Source organism: Clostridium tepidiprofundi DSM 19306, from assembly GCF_001594005.1.
GTDB classification, from domain to species: Bacteria; Bacillota; Clostridia; order Clostridiales; family Clostridiaceae; genus Clostridium_AC; species Clostridium_AC tepidiprofundi.
The window spans coordinates 70,990-93,407 of record NZ_LTBA01000003.1 but is presented as its reverse complement, the minus strand read 5'-3'; the positions used below and the strand labels follow the sequence as shown (position 1 = coordinate 93,407).

Annotated in this window: 22 protein-coding genes and 1 other annotated feature; of the genes, 19 read left to right on the top strand and 3 right to left on the bottom strand. The window is 30.4% G+C overall.

Translation table 11 applies throughout. The features are described from left to right. Positions 1–214: 214 nt before the first annotated feature. From CLTEP_RS03095 to CLTEP_RS03065, 7 genes are all read left to right on the top strand, one after another. The gene (locus CLTEP_RS03095; RefSeq protein ID WP_066822457.1) at positions 215–889 is read left to right on the top strand and encodes a response regulator transcription factor; all 675 of its coding nucleotides are present in this window, start codon (positions 215–217) and stop codon (positions 887–889) included. Beyond that, positions 886–2,262 carry a sensor histidine kinase gene (locus tag CLTEP_RS03090; protein WP_066822452.1) on the top strand — a complete coding sequence of 459 codons (1,377 nt, stop codon included), beginning with the start codon at positions 886–888 and terminating at the stop codon, positions 2,260–2,262. Before CLTEP_RS03095 ends, CLTEP_RS03090 begins: the two co-directional genes overlap by 4 nt. 317 nt (positions 2,263–2,579) lie before the next feature. Continuing rightward, the gene (locus CLTEP_RS03085; protein WP_066822449.1) at positions 2,580–3,092 is read left to right on the top strand and encodes a DUF8052 family protein; all 513 of its coding nucleotides are present in this window, start codon (positions 2,580–2,582) and stop codon (positions 3,090–3,092) included. 275 nt (positions 3,093–3,367) lie between these two features. Beyond that, positions 3,368–5,005, top strand: coding sequence for a carbon starvation CstA family protein (locus tag CLTEP_RS03080; protein WP_066822446.1), 1,638 nt, complete (start codon positions 3,368–3,370; stop codon positions 5,003–5,005). A 101-nt stretch (positions 5,006–5,106) separates the two neighbouring features. Further along, the gene (locus CLTEP_RS03075) at positions 5,107–5,397 is read left to right on the top strand and encodes a DUF7990 family protein (protein WP_066822444.1); all 291 of its coding nucleotides are present in this window, start codon (positions 5,107–5,109) and stop codon (positions 5,395–5,397) included. 26 nt (positions 5,398–5,423) lie between these two features. Further along, positions 5,424–6,368 (top strand): ArsA family ATPase, encoded by a 945-nt coding sequence (locus CLTEP_RS03070; RefSeq protein WP_066822441.1) that lies wholly within the window; start codon positions 5,424–5,426, stop codon positions 6,366–6,368. A gap of 590 nt (positions 6,369–6,958) precedes the next feature. Continuing rightward, positions 6,959–8,119, top strand: a complete 1,161-nt coding sequence (locus CLTEP_RS03065; RefSeq protein WP_066822437.1) for an amidohydrolase — start codon at positions 6,959–6,961, stop codon at positions 8,117–8,119. A gap of 78 nt (positions 8,120–8,197) precedes the next feature. On the opposite strand, the gene CLTEP_RS03060 is transcribed toward CLTEP_RS03065, so the two are convergent. After that, positions 8,198–9,688 (bottom strand): methyl-accepting chemotaxis protein, encoded by a 1,491-nt coding sequence (locus CLTEP_RS03060; protein WP_066822434.1) that lies wholly within the window; start codon positions 9,686–9,688, stop codon positions 8,198–8,200. 200 nt (positions 9,689–9,888) lie between these two features. Between CLTEP_RS03060 and CLTEP_RS03055 the strand changes: the two genes are divergently transcribed. From CLTEP_RS03055 to CLTEP_RS03030, 6 genes are all read left to right on the top strand, one after another. Continuing rightward, positions 9,889–10,155, top strand: coding sequence for a metal-sensing transcriptional repressor (locus CLTEP_RS03055; protein WP_066822431.1), 267 nt, complete (start codon positions 9,889–9,891; stop codon positions 10,153–10,155). A 9-nt stretch (positions 10,156–10,164) separates the two neighbouring features. Next, complete coding sequence (locus CLTEP_RS15065; protein WP_066822428.1) at positions 10,165–10,359, top strand: hypothetical protein; 195 nt, start codon at positions 10,165–10,167, stop codon at positions 10,357–10,359. 353 nt (positions 10,360–10,712) lie between these two features. Continuing rightward, entirely contained in the window at positions 10,713–12,131 is a 1,419-nt protein-coding gene (gene arcD / locus CLTEP_RS03045) for an arginine-ornithine antiporter (RefSeq protein ID WP_066822425.1), read from the top strand. A gap of 309 nt (positions 12,132–12,440) precedes the next feature. Further along, the gene (locus tag CLTEP_RS03040) at positions 12,441–12,689 is read left to right on the top strand and encodes a DUF4160 domain-containing protein (protein ID WP_066822423.1); all 249 of its coding nucleotides are present in this window, start codon (positions 12,441–12,443) and stop codon (positions 12,687–12,689) included. A gap of 12 nt (positions 12,690–12,701) precedes the next feature. Further along, entirely contained in the window at positions 12,702–12,956 is a 255-nt protein-coding gene (locus CLTEP_RS03035) for a DUF2442 domain-containing protein (protein WP_153016267.1), read from the top strand. Positions 12,957–13,434: 478 nt separating this feature from the next. Beyond that, positions 13,435–13,989 (top strand): biotin transporter BioY, encoded by a 555-nt coding sequence (locus CLTEP_RS03030; protein ID WP_066822421.1) that lies wholly within the window; start codon positions 13,435–13,437, stop codon positions 13,987–13,989. Between the two features lie 56 nt (positions 13,990–14,045). Here the strand turns inward: CLTEP_RS03030 and CLTEP_RS03025 are convergent, their stop codons facing one another. Then, positions 14,046–15,260: a dicarboxylate/amino acid:cation symporter gene (locus CLTEP_RS03025; RefSeq protein ID WP_066822418.1), complete on the bottom strand. Its 1,215-nt coding sequence runs from the start codon at positions 15,258–15,260 to the stop codon at positions 14,046–14,048. A gap of 147 nt (positions 15,261–15,407) precedes the next feature. On the opposite strand from CLTEP_RS03025, the gene CLTEP_RS03020 reads away from it, so the two are divergent. The 5 genes from CLTEP_RS03020 (at position 15,408) to CLTEP_RS03000 (ending at position 20,996) form a co-directional block, all read left to right on the top strand. After that, positions 15,408–16,886, top strand: coding sequence for a YjjI family glycine radical enzyme (locus tag CLTEP_RS03020; protein ID WP_066822415.1), 1,479 nt, complete (start codon positions 15,408–15,410; stop codon positions 16,884–16,886). Beyond that, positions 16,883–17,719, top strand: coding sequence for a YjjW family glycine radical enzyme activase (locus CLTEP_RS03015; RefSeq protein ID WP_066822413.1), 837 nt, complete (start codon positions 16,883–16,885; stop codon positions 17,717–17,719). The genes CLTEP_RS03020 and CLTEP_RS03015 overlap by 4 nt, the downstream gene beginning before the upstream one ends. A 195-nt stretch (positions 17,720–17,914) precedes the next feature. After that, positions 17,915–19,618, top strand: a complete 1,704-nt coding sequence (locus CLTEP_RS03010) for a sensor histidine kinase (protein WP_066822410.1) — start codon at positions 17,915–17,917, stop codon at positions 19,616–19,618. A gap of 245 nt (positions 19,619–19,863) precedes the next feature. Continuing rightward, positions 19,864–20,439 (top strand): nucleoside recognition domain-containing protein, encoded by a 576-nt coding sequence (locus tag CLTEP_RS03005; RefSeq protein ID WP_066822408.1) that lies wholly within the window; start codon positions 19,864–19,866, stop codon positions 20,437–20,439. Between the two features lie 20 nt (positions 20,440–20,459). After that, positions 20,460–20,996: a spore maturation protein gene (locus CLTEP_RS03000; protein ID WP_066822405.1), complete on the top strand. Its 537-nt coding sequence runs from the start codon at positions 20,460–20,462 to the stop codon at positions 20,994–20,996. A gap of 47 nt (positions 20,997–21,043) precedes the next feature. On the opposite strand, the gene CLTEP_RS14825 is transcribed toward CLTEP_RS03000, so the two are convergent. Then, a complete protein-coding gene (locus CLTEP_RS14825) occupies positions 21,044–21,217 on the bottom strand; it encodes a hypothetical protein (protein WP_161938343.1) in 174 nt (57 codons plus the stop codon). A 146-nt stretch (positions 21,218–21,363) separates the two neighbouring features. Between CLTEP_RS14825 and CLTEP_RS02995 the strand changes: the two genes are divergently transcribed. Beyond that, positions 21,364–21,927 (top strand): uracil-DNA glycosylase, encoded by a 564-nt coding sequence (locus CLTEP_RS02995; protein ID WP_066822402.1) that lies wholly within the window; start codon positions 21,364–21,366, stop codon positions 21,925–21,927. Positions 21,928–22,033: 106 nt separating this feature from the next. Further along, positions 22,034–22,291 (top strand) — a binding site (T-box leader). Positions 22,292–22,418 lie beyond the last annotated feature (127 nt).

Below are 22,418 nucleotides of genomic sequence, written 5' to 3'. Positions count from 1 at the left end.
GCGGGAAACCGCGTTTTATTTAATGTTTAGGTATATTTAAATAAATAACAAGCTAGTATACTTAGTATATTTGATATATTATTTACTTTCATATGCCTTAAATTTATTAATTGTTGTATAATTTTATTAGATATATTCAAATAGATAATAAGTCAGTATATTTGACTTGTTATTTTCTTTCAAATGCCTTAGTAGTAGAAAGGATTGATGATTTATGTATAATATTTATCTTGTTGAAGATGAAGAAAATCTAAATAATATTTTAAAATCGTATTTAGAAAAAGAAGGTTGGAATGTGAAATCATTTTTAAATGGAGTTGATGCACAAAAAAACATAAAAAATAGACCAGATTTGTGGATCTTGGATATTATGTTGCCTGATATAGATGGCTACCAATTGATAAAGGAAATAAAAAACGACTGTGAGAATATACCTGTAATTTTTATATCGGCTAGAGATGAAGATTTAGATAGAGTTATAGGACTTGAAATGGGAAGCGATGATTATTTATCTAAACCGTTTCTTCCAAGAGAACTTGTTATTAGAACAAAGAAATTATTGAATAGGGTTTATAAAAATTCTAATAAAATACCTGATAATAGTCTAAAAAGTTTTGGAGTTTATAAAATAGATGAAGAAAAAAGAATGGTAAAGCTATATGATAATATAATTGATTTGACATCAAAAGAATTTGATTTATTAGTGCTGTTTATCAATAATCAGGGTAAAGCATTTTCAAGAGAAAATATACTTGATTCAATTTGGGGAGAAGACTATTTTGGGAATGACAGAGTAGTAGATGATTTAGTGAGAAGGCTCAGAAAAAAGATGCCTAAACTTAATATTGAAACTATATATGGATTTGGATATAGGATGGTGATTATGTGAAGAATAAATCTCTAGCTGTTCAAATATGGGGATTTTTTACTGCCATAGTATTAATAATATTGATTGCTATATCAATATTGTTGTTTGTGACAATAAAAAAGTTTTTTACAGATGAATCATATAATACAATTTACGCAGCACAGAGAGGGTATATACAATTAAATATTTTGGGTAAGAAAAGAAATAAATTTAAAAGAATTAATATAAATAATATTCAATATCATCAAGATATTAGGAGAGTTATAAACATAAAATATCCATTTGACTCAGAAGAATCAAGAAAGAAATTTTTACAGTTGCTAAAAAGCACACAGGAAGCTAAGGGGTTTTTAAGGAAAATTGATAAACAAATTAATAGTCAAAGTGAAAGATCTAAAAGATACGTTGAAAAAATAAATGGTTCTGATATGTTCTATATTATAACTAAGTATAATCATAATGGTGAAAGTGGATTTGTTCTGTCATATATGTGGAATACATACAGTAAAAATTTGATAAAAACGTTATTTTCTAAATTAATAATAATAATATTTATTGCATTTTTTATTTCATTAGCGGCAGCATTAATTATTGCTAAATATCTAACAAAACCATTGAAGATTTTAGAAAGAAATGTTAAAAAAATAGCAGATAAGGAGTGGTATGAACCTATAATTATTGATAGAGAAGATGAAATAGGAAGATTATCTGATTCAGTTGAAGAAATGAGAAAAGAATTAGTAAAAAGGGATGAAATGCAGCAAAATATGCTTCAACATATTTCACACGAACTTAAGACACCTGTTATGGTTATAAGAAGTTATGCTCAGTCAGTTGAAGATGGAATTTTTCCAAAAGGAAATCTTGAAAACACTATGAAAGTAATTGATAGTGAAGCTGAAAGACTTCAAAAAAGAATAAGAGATTTATTGTATTTGACAAAATTAGAATATATGTCAAGGCATGAAACACCAAATGAAGAAGTAAATATGAAAAATATTATTGAAAATGTTGTTGAAAGATTTAAATATAGTAATACTAATATTAAGTGGAACATTGAACTAGAAGATATTAAAATATTAGGTAAAAGAGATCAATGGAAAGTTGTTGTAGAAAATATACTGGATAATCAGATGAGATATGCAAAAGAGTATATTGATATTATATTAAAGACGGAAAATAATGCAGTATTTATAAAATTTAACAATGATGGTGAACATATTCCTGAAGAAAAAATAGGGGATTTATTCAACCAATTTGAAAAAGGTAATAAAGGAAAATTTGGGCTTGGATTAACAATTGTAAAGCAGATTGTTGAAAAACATGGAGGGAATATAGAGGCTTATAATGAAAAAGATGGTGTTACATTTTGCATTAGAGTGCCTTTACTTTAGGCACATTTAAGTGGACTTGCTTTGTTAAAGCAAAATATTCGTATTTCAGAGGGAGATTCTATTTTAAGATAATTAAACTGTAAATTAAATGATTTTAAAAATACTTGCTGTTTTTTGGGGAAAATTTATAGATTTATCGACTTATTAATGAGAATATAGTATAATTAAACATATATACGAAATATTCAGTGAATTTAGAATGATTATGTTTTAACTGATTTTATATTAAGGATATTAAAAAAATAATTAGTCAGTATTGTAGTGTGTTTTGTAGCTTTGACTTGTTATTTTTTTAAATGCTAAGAAGGGGTCGTAAAGTGGATAATAATGAATTTTTACATGAGTTTGTTAATAAAATTGAGGGGAATTTTGATATAGAATACAACCAAAAAGTGTTTGATATGGATTTTGATATGACTGCTACTTTTAATCAAAGAAGTGCTAAGTATATGTTCCTAAAAAAAGCTGAAGTATATGCTTTTAAAAATCATGAATATATTTTTTATAAAGAGTTAAATGGTAAATTAACTATTGATTACTTAAATGATGTAAAGGAATTTTTAAAGAAAAATGTTGATGAAATTGTACATATTGATGAAGAACATATGTCCAGTGCAGTAACATTTGTGATTTGTAGCAACCATACTGTTGATAAAGATGTGATTAGGTTAGTTAAGAGATTTAAATTTTATAGAAGTTTTTCATTTGGATTCAAGGGTTGGGTAAATGGTAAAATTGTTTTTGTAAATCCAGCTTATAAAATTATCGTTACCAATAGATTGGGTAAAGATGTAGGTAGAATTATAAGTGGAATTATGGAAATTAAGTGAGGCGTATTGAATACAGAGGTACTTTGGCTTGCTTGTTATATTATGTGCTTTAAATGAGCAAAAATCATTACAATAAGTAACGGATGACTTGACAACTCAATTTGTAATACTGAATTTTACCGTTTTACTGTACCAGATGATACTTGAGAGTCATACTAAAATGTTATTTTATATTTAATGGATTGGAATTTGCTCATTTATAATTATGTGTTTAAGTGGGGAGGATTATAATTTATTTAAATAAATTATAAAATAAAAATTCTAGGGGGTATAATATGAATTCATTAGTACTTGTTTTAGTTGCAATTGTATTTTTTATTGTTGCGTATTCTACTTATGGTTCATGGTTGTGTAAAAAATGGGGTATTGATCCTAAAAGACCTACTCCAGCACATACTAGAACAGATGGAGTAGATTATGTGCCAGCAAAGGCTCCTGTGTTACTTGGGCATCATTTCTCATCAATAGCGGGTGCAGGTCCAATTGTAGGACCAATAGCTGCAGCAGTATTTGGATGGTTACCTGTAATGCTTTGGATTATCATAGGTAGCATTTTCTTCGGTGGTGTTCACGATATGGGTGCTTTGTTTGCATCTATAAGACACGATGGTAAGTCTATTGGAGAAGTTATTCATGTAAATATGGGAGATACAGGTAAGAAGTTGTTCTCTTGGTTTGCATGGCTGTCATTATTACTTGTAATAGCTGCTTTTACTTCTATTTGTGCTGCCACTTTTGTTAAAGTACCTTCAGCAGCAACTTCATCATTGTTATTCATTTTATTGGCAATTATTTTTGGGTTCTTAGTATACAGAAGGGGTGCTGGATTAGGAATTAGTTCAGTAATTGGTGTAGCATTGTTGTTCTTCTGTATTTGGTTAGGTTTAGAGTTCCCATTACATTTGTCTTATAATACTTGGGTTGTCATATTATTGGCGTATATTGCTGTTGCATCAGTAACGCCAGTTTGGATATTGCTTCAACCAAGAGATTATTTGAATTCATTCTTACTATATGCAATGTTACTTGGTGGTGTGCTAGGTGTATTAATAAAACATCCAAAAATCCAATTACCAGCAGTTACATCATTTAACCTTGGAAATTACAAATTATTATTCCCAATATTATTTGTAACCGTAGCTTGTGGTGCTATTTCTGGTTTCCATTCACTTGTTGGTTCAGGTACAACATCAAAACAGCTTGATAATGAAAAGGATGTAAAGGTTATTGGATATGGTTCAATGCTTATAGAAGGTGTACTTGCTACATTAGCAATTATTACGGCTGCATACATTGGACAGGATAAATTAGCTGAATTGTTAAAGGGTAGTGCTACTAATGTTTTCTCAAATGGTTTGGGAGAATTTATGACAGGTTTTGGACTTCCTTTTGCAACTGGTAAGAGTTTCGTAGCACTTGCTATTTCTGCATTTGCTTTAACTTCATTAGACACGGCTACGAGGCTTGGAAGATTTATATTCCAAGAAATGTTTGATAAGAGAAAATCAGCAGATGAAGTATCTTCTAACCCATTGACAAACAAATATGTTGCAACTATCATAACTGTTGTATTAGGTGGATTGTTAACTTTCAAGGGTTGGAGAACAATATGGCCAGTATTTGGTTCAGCAAATCAGTTGTTAGCAGCACTTGCATTGCTATCGCTTGCAGTATTCTTGAAAAGACAAGGAAAAGAATACAGAATGGCTTCAATTCCAACAGTATTTATGTTCTTAGTAACATTATTCGCATTGGTATTGTTGATAATTGGAAAGATGAGTAACTTTGGTAAGAATTGGCCTATAATACTTATTGCTGTTGTATTATTTGTATTAGCAATTATATTAATGATAACAGGAGTTAAAGCATTAAGTGACAACAAAGTATCTGAGGATAAGAATTTTAAAGCTTAAAATAAACTTGGTGAGTTTATGGCGAGCATTGAATAAGGATTAATAATTCCCCACGTATTAAGTGGGGAATTATTAGCATGTGTTAGAAAGGGGATTAAATATTGAATGATAAATTAAAGGAATTTTTAGAAAATTTGAAGTTGTTTTTTGAGGGAGCTTCTGATTTTAATAGAAAGTCAAGAGCAATTCTTGAAAAAGAAGCACATGATCAAATGGATAACTTTATACTCCTATGTTTTGCAGATATGCTAGGACTTCCACTCCCCACATCGTATTATGCCTTGGAAATTTTGCCATATATAGCTGATGATTTGGAATATTGGCAGAGAAGAATGTTAGATAGAAAATCAATATGGGGTGAAAAATGGGGCGATTGGGATTTGGATGCATAAAATAATTTTCAATTAGGGGTGAATTTATGAACAAAATAGTATTTTTTGGAGGAAAAGGTGGAGTTGGTAAAACAACATGTTCTTCTTCATTTGCTTTGAGCTGTGCCAATAAAGGTATGAAAACACTTTTGGTATCAACGGATCCAGCACACTCGATTTCGGATATTTTTGAAACAAAAATAGGGTATAAAATAGTAAATATAAGAGAGAATTTAGATGCATTGGAGATAAGTTCTGAAATAGAATGTAAAAATTACATGAACAGAGTTAAGGCAAATTTAAAAAATGTAGTAAGTCCCGTTATAGTCAAGGAAATCAAAAAGCAAATTGATGCTGCTGCGATTTCTCCTGGCACAGAAGAAGCTGCACTTTTTGATAAAATGATTGAAATAATAATAGATAAAAGTGAAGAGTACGATAAAATCATTTTTGATACTGCACCAACTGGGCATACTGTTAGATTGATGTCTTTACCAGAGCTATTGGGAGCATGGCTCAATTCACTTATTTTAAAAAGAAAAAAAGCATTAGAGTTAATGCAAATGGCACAAAATGCAGGCAAAAAAAATAAAGACGAAATAGAAAATGATGCTGTTATAAAGATACTTAAAAAGAGATATGATAATATGCAAAAAGCAAGAGCTATTATCACTGATAACGATAAACTTAGTTTTGTTTTTGTCTTGAATGCAGAAAAGCTTCCCATAGAAGAAACAAAAAAGGCAGTTAATATACTTGATAAATATAAAATAAAAGTAGATAGCCTAATAGTAAATAGAATTTTGCCAGATGATATTAAAGATGAATTTTGGATTAATAAAAAAGAACTAGAAAAGAAGTACATAGATGAAATTTATGAAACATTTAAAGGCAAAAAAATAATAAAGATACCTATGTTGAAACAAGATATGAGGGCTAATAATATAAAAGAATTAATGGTATATTTTGAAGATGAGAGTAGACTTTCCTAAGTAAGTGTACTAGGAATTAGGTAGTAGTGGAAAAGAAGGAACTAGGAGTTAGGTACTAGGTGCTAGGAGATAAAAATAAGTGTGCTAGGTTGCCAGGTGGCTAGAGAGCTAGTGCAAATTTGTAACTTGAAAACTAGTATCTATTTAAGAACAAAGTTCTAGGTATTAGTTTTCATCAAAGTAACAATATGCTTTGGTGATTGGTGATTGGTGATTGGAGATTGGCTATTGGTAACTTCTGTTTAATCTCCAGTCGCTAATCGCTAGTTTCCAGCAGAAATTTGTGACTTGACAACCAGTATCTTATTAGGTACTAGGTGCTAGGAGATAAAAATAAGTGTGCTAGGATAAAGCAAGTTTGCTAGATGGCTAGACTGCTAGTGCAGATTTATAACTTGATTACTATATACTTATAATAACCAAATGTTTTTATATTGCATTCAAGAAATCGTACAACGATTTCAACATTAACTAGCCACTAGCCGACTTGTAACTGGCAATCTTCTTTATTGAAGAAATTGCATAGCAATTTCAACCTTTACTATTCACCATTCACTATTCTCTAAAAAAGTCAGAAGGGGGATTATTATATGATTTTAATAAAGAATGCAAATATACATACTATGGCGGGTACTGATTACAAAAATGGGATGATATTGATAGACAAAGGTAAAATAAAGGAAATAGGGGAAAATATCAATATTACAGATGATGCAGAAGTAATCGATGTAGGAGGCAAATTTGTAATGCCGGGATTAATCGACGCACATTGTCATATTGGAATGTTTGAAAGTGGAACGGGTAAGCCTGGAGTAGACGGGAATGAAATAGCAGATCCTGTAACTCCTCAACTAAGAGCGATTGATGCTGTAAATCCAATGGATATAGGCTTTAAAGAAGCTTTAGAGTCAGGGGTTACGACGGTTTCTACTGGGCCTGGTAGTGCAAATGTAATAGGTGGTCAATTTACTATAATGAAAACATATGGGAATAGAGTGGATGATATGATTATTAATCAATGCTCCGCTATGAAAATTGCATTTGGTGAAAATCCAAAAAGATGTTATAGTGAGCTAAAAAAATCACCAATTACAAGGATGGGAATTGCAGCAATTTTAAGAGAAAGTTTGATTAAGGCTCAGAGATATGTGGATAAGAAGGAAAAAGCTAATGATGACTCTTCAAAAATGCCAGAATATGATATGAAAATGGAAGAACTAGCTAAGGTTATTAGGAAGGAAATACCTTTAAAAGCACATGCACATAGAGCTGATGATATATTAACTGCGCTTAGAGTAGCAAAAGAATTTGATGTGGATATTACTTTAGATCACTGCACGGAGGGGCATTTGATTGTCGACTATTTAAAAGAAGGATATCAAAAAGGTGTAATATTGGGCCCTTCAATTTCAAGCAGATCTAAAGTAGAACTTCAAAACCTTACTTTTAAAACTCCTGGAATTCTTTCAAAGGCTGGTATCAAAGTAGCTATAATGACTGATCATCCAGTTATTCCACTTCAATATTTACCAGTATGTGCAGCATTGGCAGCTAGAGAAGGAATGGATGAAGAAGAGGCATTAAAAGCTGTGACAATAAATGCAGCTGAAATACTAGGTATACAGGATAAAGTTGGAAGTATTGAAGTAGGGAAAGACGCTGATATTGTTGTTTATAGTGGACATCCATTTGATTTAAGAAGCACAGTTGATATTGTTATTGTTGATGGTAAAGTTGTGAAAAGAAAGTAAAGTGAAAAATTAACAAACAAATAAGGGATTAAATTATTTACGTAATTTAATCCCTTATTATAATGTGTATTTGAAATGTTAGGCGGCTAAATTCAATAGATTGTTAATTGATATTTCAGCCGAAATAACTCCTTTGTTATTAGGCCTTCTAATAGCCATAAAAACACTTAATTCACCAGTATCAATTTTTCTTGTTAGAGGGTAAATTCTAACATTTTTTTCACTTCTCATAAATTCTTTATATCTTTTATCTAATTGAAAAATATTAAGACCACAAGCTTCTTTTACTGTACAATATTCAAATATTCCATCATTGTTAGCATAGTACAAACCATCTATTCCTAACTGATTGCATAAAGTTTTTAAACCTGTTTTACTCATGTCAGGATTGCTGTTTATTATTTGAAGAGCAATATCCATTAATTTTTTATTGATTTCTTCATCTAAATAGTAGTCTAAAAATTGGTTAGACACATTTGATATATTTTCAGTTATGTTTTTAAAACTATTTAATATATTCCATTGAACATCAATATCAGCTGCAAATTCTTGCATTAAATTGACAGTTTCTCCATTAGACTCCATAAGAAATTCATTATTATTGATAACATTTTCAATAGATTCGATTATTGTAGAATATTTTTGAATAATATTTTTTATCTTGTTATCAAGTATATGTGAAGAATTAGCTATGTTTATTAAAGTGTTGTTGACATTGTTTAGTGCATCATTTGTTATATTTATTTTTGATTCTGTTAAATGAGAAATGCTGTTTAGCCTATCTATATTTTCTTCGATATTTTGCAGTTTAACATTAATATTCGAACTGAACTGTTTTGATTGATCTGCTAATTTTTTTATTTCAGTGGCTACTACTGCAAAACCTTTTCCGTGTTCACCTGCTCTAGCCGCTTCAATACTAGCATTAAGAGAAAGTAAGTTTGTTTTATTGGCGATATTTTCAATGTATGAGATTATATTATGTATTTCTTGCGAAGAGGTTTGCAAGTTTTCTGTGACATATAAGAAATTTTTAAAAAAATTAACAAGTTCCTGCATGTTTTTACGCACGTCGTTTAATACAATTTCTTCTTTCTTTACAGTTTGAATATTATCTTTAGAAAATTCTTGAGTGAATTTTATAACATTATTTATTTCATTAATTTCTACAGAAATTTTATGAATTTCTTTATCAATAGATGTAATATTAGAATTATCAATTTCAATACGGTTTAAAACTTCTTTAGAAGCATTATAAATTTTGTCAGAGAGTTTACTCAGGTCATTTGTAGTTAAATACATGTTTTTACTACTATCTGCTAATGATAAAGCTACATTAGCTATACTATTATCAGAACATTCATTTGTAACAAGTAATGGTTTATCTGAATTATCTAGTGAACTGACTCTTTTTTTATTTTCAATATAATAAATTAATATTATTCCAAAAGTATTGATAAGAATAATAGCAGCAAAGGAAACATAGTTGCTAATTTTAAAATAGTTTATAATGATGCCAATAAAAAAACTTATTATAGCTAACAATAAAATTCCTATTAATTTTTTCATATAATCACCTCTTTTTATAATAAGATTTGTCTCTATAATTATATACTAAAAGTCTGATAATCACAATCATGAGTACTGATAGCACGAATAATAAATTCATTAAAAGAAAAAATAATGTATAGATTTAGAATTGACAAGAATGTACTTATGTGTTTTAATTGAAATATACCCCCTATACGGGGGAGGGGAGGTAATATAAAATGAATGAAGAGAAAAAGCAAGCAGTTCAAGCATTAAAGACTTCAAAAGGTCAAATTGAAGGAATAATAAAAATGATTGATGATGGAAGATATTGTATTGATATCTCGAATCAAATAATTGCAGCACAATCTTTACTAAAAAAAGCAAATATGTTGATTTTAAAACAGCATTTGAACCATTGTGTTAGAGAGGCATTTTTAAATGATGAGGGTGAAGAAAAGATTGATGAAATTATGAAAGTACTAACAAAACTTATAGGAAAGTAGGTGTAAGTAATGATTTCAAAAGTATTTCTTTTCTGGGCATTTGGTTATAATATTTTGGGAATTCCAATAGCTATGGGAGTATTGCATATATTTGGAGGACCATTACTAAATCCTATGATTGCGGCAGCGGCAATGAGTTTGAGCTCGGTTTCAGTAGTTTCAAATGCTCTTAGATTAAGAAATTTTAAACCACAGTCGTATTAGTGAATATTTGAATAAAAAAGGAATGATGTTTAGTAAAATTTAACACGAGCCAACAAGAATATATATAAGAATTATGGATACTATAATTGTATACTTAATAAGTTTTGGAACTCGTATTTTCTCAGAAATTATAGAGTTCTAAAACTTGTATAAGGCATCTTTAAAAGAATAGCTAGTCAGTATGTTAGCTTATTTCGTATCGTGTATTGTGTTGAAACACTGAAATTCTACGATAGTTCCACTATCATAGAGGAACTTGTTTCTGCTTGTTTGATACAAAATATACGTGACATATTTGACTTGTTAATTCCTTTCAAGTGCCTAATTGACAAATGAAAAAGGGTTGAGTTGATATGAAAAATGAAAACAAATTAGGATTAGGTGTACTTATTGCATTGATTGTTGGTTCTATGATAGGTGGAGGAGTATTTAATTTGCCATCTGATATGGCGGCTAGTGCGGGTAGTGGAGGAGTGATAATAGGATGGATTGTTACAGGTATTGGTATTATTTCTTTGGCACTTGTTTATCAGAACTTGTCATTGAGAAAGCCAAAGTTAGTAGGTGGGATTTATAGTTATGCGAAAGAGGGATTTGGAAGTTTTTCAGGATTTAATTCTGCATGGGGTTATTGGCTTAGTGCTCTTTTAGGGAATGTTGCATATGCTACTCTTTTGTTCGGTGCATTGGGATATTTTTTCCCAATATTTGAAAATGGCAACAATTTAGTTTCAATTGTGTGTGCATCTGTATTGCTTTGGTTAATGCATACTCTGATATTAAATGGAGTAAAAGAAGCAGCTATTATTAATGTGGTAACTACAATTGCAAAGTTAATACCAATAATAATATTTATTGTCTTTGGTATTATAACATTCAACATTAATAATTTTAAATTTGAATTTTGGGGTAGTTCCGATTTGGGAAGCGTTGTAAGTCAAGTTAAAAACATCATGTTAGTTACTTTATGGGTATTTATAGGAGTAGAAGGAGCTGTTGTTGTTTCGGGAAGAGCAAAAGACAAAAGAGATGTTGGAAAGGCTACTGTTATAGGGCTTATAGGTACATTGGCTATTTATGTGTTAATATCATTACTATCAGTAGGTATTCTGAAAAGACCTGAATTAGCTAAACTAAAGAACCCATCAATGGCATACGTAATGGAGGCAATGGTAGGAAAATGGGGTGCTGCTTTAATAAATATAGGATTGATTATTTCGCTATTAGGAGCAATGCTTGGGTGGACGTTGTTATCAACAGAAATACCATATGTTGCAGCAAAAGATGGTGTATTTCCTAAAGTGTTTGCTAAAGAGAATGAAAAAGGTACTCCAGTGACATCATTATGGGCTACTAATGGATTGATTCAGTTTTTCTTAATTGTAACTCTATTTTCATCCGGTACATACCAAGCTATATATTATATGGCAAGTACTGCTATATTAATTCCATATTTGTTTAGTGCTTTATATGGATACAAGGTTACTTTGGATGAGGGAGCTTATAGTGTTGAGCCTGAAAACAGAGGAAAAGATAAATTAATAGCACTGATAGCTTCAATATATGCTATTTGGTTGATATATGCAGCTGGATTGGATTATTTATTGATGTGTACAGTGCTTTATGCACCGGGAATTTATTTCTATTACTTGTCAAAGAAGGAAGCGGATAGAGGTGAATTGACTGGTGGCGAAAAGATGATATCGGCAGGCATTGTTATCGCAGCAATTGTCGCTATTGTTTTGATATTTAAAGGTGTTATAGCACCATAGTATTAGTATCTTCACCCCAGGGGTGCAAAATTTTCTAATTACCAGAATAATATACTGATACATATCAAGTGGATAGGTAATTTAATTAAAATTCATGCACATATGGATGCTTGATTCCAATATTCCATTGGAACCGGGTATCCTATTTTTGATGTTTTATGTTGTTGTAGAATTTGTATTAATAAAAAATATAAATACTTTTTAAAAGATAGTGAAAATGCAACAAAAATTAAGATATAATAATAAGTAAAGAGAGAAATGGTGACATGAAAATAAAAATATTAAGATTAGTTTTTGGAGGAAAAAAGAATGCCAATAATAACAAGATTTTACGGAATAATCATTAAAATGTATTTCAACGATCATCTACCACCACATTTTCATGCTATTTATGGGGAATATAATGGAGTATTTGATATAAACACACTGGAAATGACGGAAGGAGATTTGCCTAATAGAGCTGTAAAATTAATAAGAGAATGGGCTGAGCTACATCAAAATGAACTTATGAAAATTTGGGAAAAGAAAGTATTTAAAAAATTAGATGGGTTGAAGTAGGAGGTGTTTTGTATGAAAATTAAAATACCTAAAATAAAAGATGTAAAAGTAGAAGAAGATTATATAGTGATAGTAACTTTCGAAAACAATATTGTTAAAAAATATGATATGAAACCATGGTTGAATATTGAAGAGTTTGAGATATTAAAGGATAAAATAATATTCAGTATGGCAAAGGTTGACGTTGGAGGATATGGAATTAGTTGGAACGATGAAGCGGATATTAGTGAGTATGAATTATGGACTAAAGGAAAACAAATTAATTAGCAACCAGAAAAGCAAGCTCGGTCGCAACCGCCCTCCAGGCTCCCTCGCTAAGGGGTCAGACCGTGCGCCAAGCAAAGGGCGTGATGTATAGCAGGTGGGAGTCCTGTATGACAAAGTTTAACCAACAGTCATTAGCGAGTCTTAAGTTGTTTGGGGTGACCCAAAGGGCTAAGCGTAGACAGCAAACTGGTGGGGCGTAAGCCGAATAAGGAGGGCTTATTTTGCTTACTGTTAATTTCTTATAAAAAAGGAGCTACGTACTAATTATTTAGTGCGACAGCCCCAACTTTTACTATTCTCTATTCCTTATTCAATATTCTCTAATTAAGGTTCTTTAATTTGGGTTTGTTGTTTATAAGAAAATATTTGTTTGTATATTGACAAATATTTTCTTATGTTATAATATTCATATTGTAAACTTTAATCGCGTATATGGTTTACAATATAAATTTATTTACGATTAAGGGGGAATTTAAACGTGAAAATCAATACCAAAGACATGGTTCTTGTATCGCTATTTGCGGCTTTAACTGCCGTGGGGGCATTTATTCAAATACCAATAGGTCCTGCACCTATTACATTACAGGTTCTTTTTACAGCGTTAGCTGGTGTGATATTAGGCTCAAGATTAGGTGCTTTATCACAAATGGTTTATGTATTTCTAGGACTTGTTGGATTACCTATATTTGCAGGGGGAACTGGAGGAATTTCTACTGTGTTTACGCCATCATTTGGGTATCTTATAGGATTTATAGTAGGTGCTTATATTATAGGCAAAATATCAGAAACAACTAAAGTGGTTAATTTTACAAGATTATTTATAGCGTCATTAACTGGTATGGTAGTGATTTATGCTATAGGTGTTCCATATTTATATATAATTTTGAAAGATGTTTCAGGAGTGGGTATTTCAGTAGCGAAAGCGCTTAAAATAGGAATGTTAATATTTATTCCAGGAGATATAGCAAAATGCATATTGACTGCAGTATTAGGTGTTAAAATCATACCAATAATAAAAAGACAAGCAATATAGAATAGAAAAGAAACTCCATCAACGACATTATGGAGTTTCTTTTAGAGCATATATAATTATTCTTTTAATCTGTCGACTATTACCGCACAAGAGGCATCTCCAGTAACATTTACTGCTGTTCTCATCATATCGAACAATCTGTCAACTCCAAATAAAAGAGGTAATCCTACTATTGGTATGTTTGCTGAAAGCAATACTGCAACAACTAATAATGAAGGACCAGGTACACCGGCTTGACCAATAGAACCGACTGTTGCAGTGAATATAATTGCTAAGTATTGAGCCATTCCAAGCTTTATACCAAACATTTGGGCAAAGAAACAAGCTACTAGTGCATAATATATTGCATTACCATCCATATTTATTGTTGCACCGAGTGGTAGAACAAATGAAGTTGTTTCTTTTGATACATTTAATTCTTCTTCACATGTTTCCATGTTTATTGGAAGAGTTGCCATAGAAGATGAAGTTGATAATGCAAACAATTGAACTTTATATATTTTGGAGAAAAACTTTTTAACAGGTGTTTTACTAAATAGTTTCAGAGCAAGAGAATATACTCCAAATGCTTGAAGTAATAATCCTATAACATAAATAACCAATAATTTCACAAGTAGACCTAATATATTATATCCAAATGTGCCTACTGCATCGGCCATTAGTGCAAATACACCTATTGGAGCAATATACATGATTTTCATAATAACAAAAATTAGTGCATCTGTGATAGCATTAAAAACTTTTGTAAGTAATTCTTTTTGTTCTTCTTTTAAAGAAGCAATTCCAAATCCAAAGAATAAGCTGAAGAATAAAATTTGCAAAATATTTCCTTGAACGAGTGAAGCTATTGGATTTGCGGGTATTATTCCTTTAATTGTTTCCCAAAAGCCAGGTACAGTACCTTTATTAGCGTATTCGTTTGAGAATATTGATTTAATTTGCTCCATAGGTAAACCAGTACCAGGTTTAAATAATTGACCTAGTATTAATGCAACAACTACGGCAACAGCGGTTGTAGATAGGTAATATACAAAAGTTGCTATACCTATCTTACCTGCAGATTTGGAGTTGCCAATTGAAGCAGCACCAGTAATGATAGAAAATGTTACAAGAGGTATTACTACCATTTTTAAAAGAGTCATGAATATATCACCAAGTGGTGCAAATATTGATGCATTTTTTCCCATTACTCCTCCAACTATAATTCCTAAGAACATAGCAACAATAATCCATGTTCCTAAATTTTCAAATAGAATCTTCCCTTTTTTCATATTATCCCCCCTAAAAAGTTGTGATATAATTGTAATGTAATCACGATATTATTATACTAGAAAAAAATCAAAAAATACAGACAAATGAATAAAAAAGTTTTGGAAGTTTCATTGGAAAAATTTACACCCCAGGGGGATGAGGAAAATATGGAGATTATAAAAAGTAGAAAAATTACTTATCAACAAAAGGTTTTAGAGCTTGCAAGAAAGGCAGAAAATTCTTTGAATGTATTGAATATAACTAAAAATGTTCAGCAGTATAGGGATGAGGGTATAATATGTGATCTTTTTGAGGGAAATGCACCTTATAGACCTAGATATGTTGTGCCTGATTATGCAAGATTTATGAAGAATGGTAGCAAATTTTTAGAACTTAGTGCTCCAAAGAATATATGGGAAGCTACAAATAATTTGCTCATATTATATAAACATGTACCTTCTATTACATCTTTCCCTGTTTATATAGGGAATATAGATTATTTGTTGGAACCTTTTATTAATGATGAAAAGGAAGCTTACAATGCAATTAAATTGTTTTTAATTCATATAGATAGGACTATAACAGATTCATTTTGTCATGCGAACATTGGTCCTTTAGATACAAAAGCGGGAAGAATGATATTAGACATTCAAAGAGAAATTCAAACTTCTATTCCAAATATATCGCTTAAGTATAGTAAAAATACACCTGATAGTTTTGCTATTAGTGCAATTAATACGGCTTTTGCTACAGCAAAACCTAGTTTTGCTAATAATGAAATTTTTGAGAATGAGTTTGGGACTGAATATGCTATTGCTAGTTGTTATAATGGCCTTCCTATAGGTGGGGGGAGCTTTACATTAGTTAGATTGAATCTTGCAGGGTTGGCTAAGAAGACAAAATATAAAAAAGAGTTTTTGAATGTATTGCTTCCAGATGCAGTTGAAAGAATGGCAAGTTATATGGATGAAAGAATTAAATTTCTAGTGGAGGAGAGTAACTTTTTTGAAGGTAGTTTCTTGGTAAAAGAAGGCTTGATTAGTAAAGATAGATTTACTGCTATGTTTGGTATGTTTGGACTTGCAGAGTGTGTAAATCATTTTATTGATTCGGATAGATTAGAAGATAGATTTGGACATAGCGAAATGGCTGACAATATTGGACTAGAAATTATAGAAAGACTTTATGAAGAAGTTAATAAGCACTACAATGAATATTGCAAGTTTTCAAATGGAAAATTTCTTCTTCATGCACAAGTTGGCATAGATTCTGATGAAGGTATTAGTCCAGGATGCAGGATACCTATAGGGGAAGAACCTGAGCTTTATAAACATTTATTGCAATCATCTAAGTTTCATAAATTTTTTCCATCGGGAATAGGTGATGTGTTTGCTTTTGAAAAGACAGCTAAGAATAATCCACAATATGTTTTAGATATAATTAAGGGTGCATTTAAAGAAAATATGAGGTATATTTCGTTTTATGCTTCTGATTCTGATGTTATAAGAATAACTGGATATCTTGTAAAAAGGTCTGAAATGGAAAAATTAGAAAGAGGAGAGCAAGTACTACGAGATACTGTTGAGTTAGGATTGGGATCTGTAAAAAATCAAGGTATATTAAGTAGAAAGGTAAGAAAAGTATGATTGATGGATTGGTTAATAAAATACTTCCTTTCAGTTCTGTGGATGGGCCGGGAAATAGAACTTCTATTTTTCTTCAGGGATGCAATTTTAATTGCCTTTACTGTCATAATCCTGAAACCATCAATATATGTAATAACTGTGGTATATGTGTAAAGGAATGTCCATATGAAGCACTTAAAATTATGGAAGGAAATGTTGTTTGGGATAAGAATAAGTGTCATAAATGTGGTAAGTGTTTAGAAATATGTCCTAGAGATAGTTCGCCTAAAGTTCAGAAAATGAGTGTTGAAGATATTGTTGATGAGATAAAAAAGACAAAGGCATTTATTTCGGGAGTAACAATTTCAGGAGGAGAATGTACAAGACAGCTTGAATTATTGACTTCTGTGTGCGAGAAAGTTAAAAGTCTTGGATTGACTGTTTTTCTGGATACTAATGGCTCTATGCCTTTTTATGAAAACGAAAAATTGGTCGAAGTTATTGATAAAGTTATGCTAGATGTAAAGGCATTTGATGTTAAAGAACATTATAAGCTTACTGGAAAATCGAATGATATTGTTTTGAAAAATTTAAAATATTTAGGGAAAATAAATAAATTATATGAAGTGAGAACGGTTATTGTTCCAGATATTTTAGATAATGAAAAAAATGTATTTGAAATTAGCAATATGATAGCATCAATAAATCCTGATATAAGGTATAAGCTTATAAAATATAGACCTATTGGAGTAAGAAACCATTTAATAAACTCATATTCGCCATCAGATGAGATCATGAATAAATTATTTAGAATAGCAAAAAGAAATAAATGTAAAAATGTTATTATAGTATGATTTTAAAGCTAGAAATGGCTGCAATCACAAGGAATGTATAATATTGAATATAAGTGGGTATTTGTACAGGTGTTTACAAATATTAATAAATAATGTATTATAATGCTATGGAAGTATAAATAGACATAATAATTTTTGTATTGACAAGGTGTAAAAATAAATGGTTTCTATTTATATGATAAAAGGGTGAAGCTGATGGTGAATTATGGTGCATTGAAAGAAAATGAGAAATTTATCACGGATGAAGTACTAGAATCTTTGCTATATGACAGTGATAAAAAACATTTAAAAGAAAGTATAACTTTTGCTGATTTTATAGCTGAACTTGTTAAGTACACAGTACTAAAGATAAATGATATTGTTATAGGTTATGATGAATATGGTGGAAATGATAATGATTATAATGAAATATTAAGAGGTATGTTTAAGCTTTGCTATACAATATCCTCTAGTATTGAGCATGATAGTTTAGTGAAAATTGAGAAAATTTTCAAAAATGCATATTTAAAATTTGTAGATATGCTTGTTAAACAAACTGAAAAATATGAATTTCTTTTAAGAGTGGATAAAGTGTTTGACAATATTGAGATGATTAACCATGATGCTTTATTGAAGGAACTGGAGCATGATTTGCTAGATAGTAGTGACAAAGAATATAATAAATTGGAATCTAGTATGCATGAAAATTTTGTAATTTACAGTAATTTGTTAGAGTTGATTCCTGATAGTTTGGTATTATTAAATAATAATTGTATTGTGTATGCAAATAAAGCTGCAGCTGAGCTTTTAGGTGCTTCAAAACCGAGTGATATTGTAGGAAAAAGGGTAAGTGATTTTTTGGTGTTGAGTGCTTATGATGTTGCTTTGATTGAACAGGAAAATGATATTTTGTACAGAAATGGTGTTGTACCTGTGATTGAAAAAAGATATATTAGGAAAAGCGATAATAAAGAGATTATTATTGAGACAAAACATGCATTAGTACCATATAAGGGTGAAAAAGTTGTGTTAAATGTTTCTAGAGATATATCAGAAAGAAAAAAAATACAGGTATTAAAGGAAAAGATTAAAGAAAAAACTTTACTTCTTGAAAAATCGAAAGAGTATGATAAGGCTAAAACGGAATTTTTTACAAATATATCGCATGAGCTTAGAACACCATTAAATGTTATTCTTGGAATAATACAATTAGTTGAAAAGAAATCTAATGGCAGTTATGAATTTAATCAGGGCAAGATATCAAGTTATATAAGAACACTAAAGCATAATTGTTATAGATTGCTGAGATTGGTAAACAATCTTATTGATATTACAAAAATAGATGCTGGATATTTAAGTATGAATTTTGGTAAGTATAACTTAGTTAACGTAATTGAAAATATTACATTATCTGTTGTTGGATATTCAGAAAGCAAGGGCATAAATTTGATTTTTGACACGAACGTTGAAGAAAAATATATGTGTGTTGATCCAGATAAAATTGAAAGAATAGTATTGAATCTTTTATCGAATGCTATTAAATTTACTGAAGCTGGTGATGAGATAAGGGTAACATTTACCGACTTAGGGGACAAGGTGCGAATTTCTGTAAAAGATACTGGTATAGGTATACCAAAGGATAAGCAAGATAAAATATTCGAGCGGTTTGTTCAGGTGGATAAATCGCTTTCAAGAAAAAATGAGGGTAGTGGTATAGGGTTATCTATGGTAAAGGCTTTTGTAGAAATGCATGCAGGTACAATAGAGGTAAATAGTGAATATGGAAATGGAAGTGAATTCATAATTGAATTACCAGTACGTGAATTTGAAAGTAAAATTATATGTAAAGATAAAGCTTATGATGAGTATGCAAATGTTGAGAAGATAAATATAGAATTTTCTGACATATATATAGATTAAACAATTTGAGTGATTTTAAAAAAGTCCACAAACGTTATTTATAAAAATGATGTTTGTGGACTTTTGTTTTGTATGTAATTCAAAGTGGTATTAGTAATATGATTATAAAAATGGGTATATATATTAAGTATAAGTTTGAATTTAAGATTAAGTTTGAGCTTAGGTATATATTTTAACATTAACATGTATAAATGTAGTATGTCTAGTACTTTGGCAAACTGAATCAAGGGGGATACTTATACATTATGATGAATATTATTTGGTTTTTGATATTGGCATCAGGAATAATCGTAGGGATTTTAACTGGAAATGGAGAAGGTATAACAAAGGCAATGGTTATGTCCACTGAATCAACAGTTGAATTGATTATTAAGTTAATAGGTATGATGTGTTTGTGGTGTGGCGTTATGAAAATAGCAGAAGAAAGTGGACTGACTGAAAAAATTGCAAAGATATTACGTCCAATATTGAATATGATATTTAAGAAAGAGGGAAAAGATAGTAAAGCTATGGGAGCTATTGTTATGAATTTAACTGCAAATATGATGGGAATTTCTAATGCAGCAACTCCATTTGGAATAAAAGCGATTGAGGAAATGAATAAGTTGAATCCTAAAAAAGATACTGCAACAGATGATATGGCACTATTTTTAGTTCTTAATGCAGCTTGTATTCAATTTGTGCCTACTACCGTAATTTCAATAAGAGCAGCAAGTGGATCTAAAAACCCAGGAATGATAATTATACCTGCAATAATTGCTACAGGAACAGCTGCTATAGTAGGAGTGCTCGTTAGTAAAATATTAAGCAGATTTTTCTAAGAATGAGGTGTATTGATAAAATGATAAAATTAGTACATGAATATTTAATAATAGCAATTATACCTTTGATTGTTGTAGCTATTATTACATATGGTATATTTAAAGGTGTAAAAGTTTACGAATGTTTCATTGAGGGAGCAAAAGAAGGACTTAAAATTTGCCTTAAGATATTTCCATATCTTCTTGCAATGCTTTTAGCAGTTTCTGTTCTTAGAGAATCTAAAATATTAGATGGATTTATCAATATAATGAAGCCCATATCTCAAATAATTGGACTACCTTCCGAAATACTACCACTGGTTTTAATTAAGCCATTATCAGGTAGTGGAGCTTTAGGTGTTTTTACTGATATACTAAATAAATATGGTGCAGATACTTATATTGGGCTTGTTGCTTCAATTATAATGGGGTCTACTGAAACTATCTTTTATACGTTAACTGTATATTATGGAGCCGTTAATATAAAAAAAATAAGACATACTTTGTGGGCCGCTATTTTTGCTGATATTACTGCGATTATTATGGCGGTAACTTTGGCAAGAGTTATGTTTAATTAAAAGTATAAAGAGGCATTTTGCAGGCCTCTTTATTTTTTTATTGTATGTCAATTCTTAATATATTCGTTTGCTTCATAAACGATTTTTTCAACCTTTTCTTTAAATCTCCCCAGTGACTTTTTGCTATAATCAGAAGCATTTATATTGTTTACAGCTGTTTGGAGTTTAGTCAAAAGCTCAATATAAGCTTTTTTGAAGTTGTCTTCTTTTTTATTTTTCATGTTAATCACCTCAAAAAATAGATGTTTATATTAATAACATATGCCTCAATTTATACAATTGGGAAAATAGATGAAATTTTTTTTGCTATAATGGGAAATGTGGTAAAATTATCTCAATGATATGATGTAAGAAATGAGGTGAAAGTGTGTTTCAATGGAAAGAATTATACGATGAATGTTTAAATTGTAGCAAATGCGAGTTGTGTAAAAATAGAAATAAAATGGTTTTTGGAGAGGGAAATATTAATGCAGATATTATGTTTATTGGAGAGGCGCCTGGAGGAGATGAAGATAGAACGGGAGTTCCTTTTGTTGGAAAAGCAGGTCAACTTCTTAATAAAGCACTTACAGCACTAGAACTAACAAGAGAAGAAGATTATTATATATGCAATATATGTAAATGTAGACCTCCTAAAAACAGAAATCCTAAAGAAGAGGAAGCATATGCGTGTTTACCTTACCTAAGAAATCAAGCAGCACTAATAAAACCAAAGATAATTGTATGTTTAGGTTCTGTTGCAATGAGATATGTTATAAGTAAAGAATGGAGAATAACAAGAAATAGAGGACAATGGATTAAAAGAAAAGGAGTTTATATGATGGCAACATTTCATCCAGCTGCATTACTAAGGGATGAGAGCAAGAAAAAATTTTTTTGGCAAGATTTGAAAAGCGTAAAAGCTAGATATATTGAAATAAAGAATAAATAGAATAAATTATGTTTGATTTAACAATAATATTGACAGAGACTGTTAACTATAATAATATTATTAGTAAATAAAAAGACTTTAAGCATGAGTGTTAAGTATGAGTGGAGTAAATGCGTTGAAGAGAAGAGTAGTAAATGAAAGTATCTAAAGAGAGCCAGGTCAGGTGAAAGCTGGCGATATGGAAGTTTACGAACATGGCCTTGGAGCATACTGTTTGAAGTGGTAGTAGAGCAGTACGGATTTGCAACCGTTATATTGCAAAGTGATAAATTGACCTTTCTATTTAGGTTGAGAGTCACTTAATGAGTTCCTTATCGTGAGGTAGGGAAGAATTAGAGTGGTAACGCGTATATTCGCCTCTAAGCAAGATTTGGCTTGGAGGCGTTTGTTTTTTATTAATGTTTTTAGTTTACAAATTAACTTTTGCAAATATCAAAGTGTTAAATTTTATATCTGTAAAGTTTGAATCTATAAAAAGAAAGGAAGGAATT